The 1602-nt window shown below is 34.0% G+C and carries 3 protein-coding genes; all 3 read left to right on the top strand.

Translation table 11 applies throughout. The annotated features are described in order from the left end of the window. The coding region (locus BBH99_RS11685) for an FAD-dependent oxidoreductase (protein ID WP_165601929.1) at nucleotides 1-199 on the top strand (199 nt) is incomplete at its 5' end. A gap of 217 nt (nucleotides 200-416) precedes the next feature. Further along, nucleotides 417-794: a VOC family protein gene (locus BBH99_RS11690; RefSeq protein WP_066695724.1), complete on the top strand. Its 378-nt coding sequence runs from the start codon at nucleotides 417-419 to the stop codon at nucleotides 792-794. Between the two features lie 144 nt (nucleotides 795-938). Further along, nucleotides 939-1602, top strand: a 664-nt coding sequence (locus BBH99_RS11695; RefSeq protein WP_066695723.1) for an AraC family transcriptional regulator, incomplete at its 3' end; no start/stop codon positions are given.

The raw sequence follows: 1602 nt of genomic DNA on the forward strand, positions 1-1602 counted from the left end.
AGATATTTTTGTAGGTCAGGTAGATCTTGATGAAAACGGATATATTGTAACTGAAAAAGGTTCTTCAAGAACAAATCTTCCGGGAGTTTTTGCGGCAGGAGATGTTCAGGACCATATCTACAGACAAGCTATTACAGCTGCAGGAAGCGGGTGTATGGCTGCCATGGATGCAGAAAAATATTTAGCTGAATTACACTAATTATTTAGCTTTCAATCATACCAAGCGTGCCCAATGGGTGCGCTTTTTTTGTTATTAATAATGAAATTTTTTTGTTGGAAAACGCGAAGGCACAAAGATTTTTCAACTCAATAAACCTTATTAATCCTTTACATAAATTAGAGTATTGTAACGGAAACATTAATATATTTGTGAAGTTTCAAAATAATTGAATATAAAACTTAACAAAGCTACAGGCATGAAAAAAGTAACCGCAATTGGAGGTATTTTCTTTAAATGTAAAGATCCGGAACAGGTAAACCATTGGTATAAAACGCATCTTGGTGTGGAGACCAGTCCATACGGTGCTAAATTTGACTGGAGAGAAGCAGACTCTGATAAAAAAGGATATACCTTATGGAGTCCTTTTAAAGAATCTACCCAATATTTTGAACCTTCAGAAAAAGATTTTATGATCAATTACCATGTGGCGGATATTGAGGCCTTGGTAGAGGAGCTTAAAAAAGAAGGCATTACAACTCTGGATGAAATTGCAACGTATGAATATGGAAAGTTTGTTCATATTATAGATCCCGAAGGAAATAAAATTGAATTGTTTGAACCGGCAGGAGAGTAGTCTTCTGCTGAATCATAAAAATAGAAGCTGTTTCCGAGGGAAGCAGTTTTTTTGTTTTTAGAATTTGAATCTGTTGTAAAGTAATAAACCATTGCGTATATTTGATTATTAGCTGATACCTTAAGAAAACTCATTGTAAAAGAAATGAAGGATACTTTTAAAACATTCAGGCCCAAAAGCTCCATTGTCCAAAAGTATGTGGAGTATTATTATCTGGACATTAAAAATAATAATGTACTCTATGAATTTGAATGTTTTCCGCATTTTAACAACTCAATTTCTCTTTACAAATCACACATCCGGTTAGAAACGAAAGAGGTAATTTATGATGAAGCCGCTCCACCATGTCAAATTTTTACGCCTATCCGGGAAAAAGTTCTTCATGTGAAACAATTCGGGAAAGTCTATAGAATTGTAGTGGTGTTTCATCCTTTGGGAATTCATCAGTTTTATAAAAACTTAGATTTTACGGATTATATTACAGATTACGAGTTCTTTTCTCAACATGAACTCAATGAAATTTTTTCAACCACAGAAACCGATATTCATACCAGGCTGCTGGACGGTTTCCTTGAAAAAAGATTCAAGCCATTTGACCATGCTATTCTTGAAAAATCCATTCATTATATTTTCAATCATTACGAAGATTTTTCAGTTTCAGAAATTTCAAAGGAAGTTGGTGTCAGTAGGCAGCACTTAAACCGGCTTTTTCAGGCTCATTTGGGAGTTTCTGTAAAAAAATTCAATGAAATTGTTCTTTTCAGGCAGACTATCAATAAGAAACTTTTTGAAAATCCTGACCGTAACT

The organism is Chryseobacterium contaminans (assembly GCF_001684955.1).
GTDB classification, from domain to species: domain Bacteria; phylum Bacteroidota; class Bacteroidia; order Flavobacteriales; family Weeksellaceae; genus Chryseobacterium; species Chryseobacterium contaminans.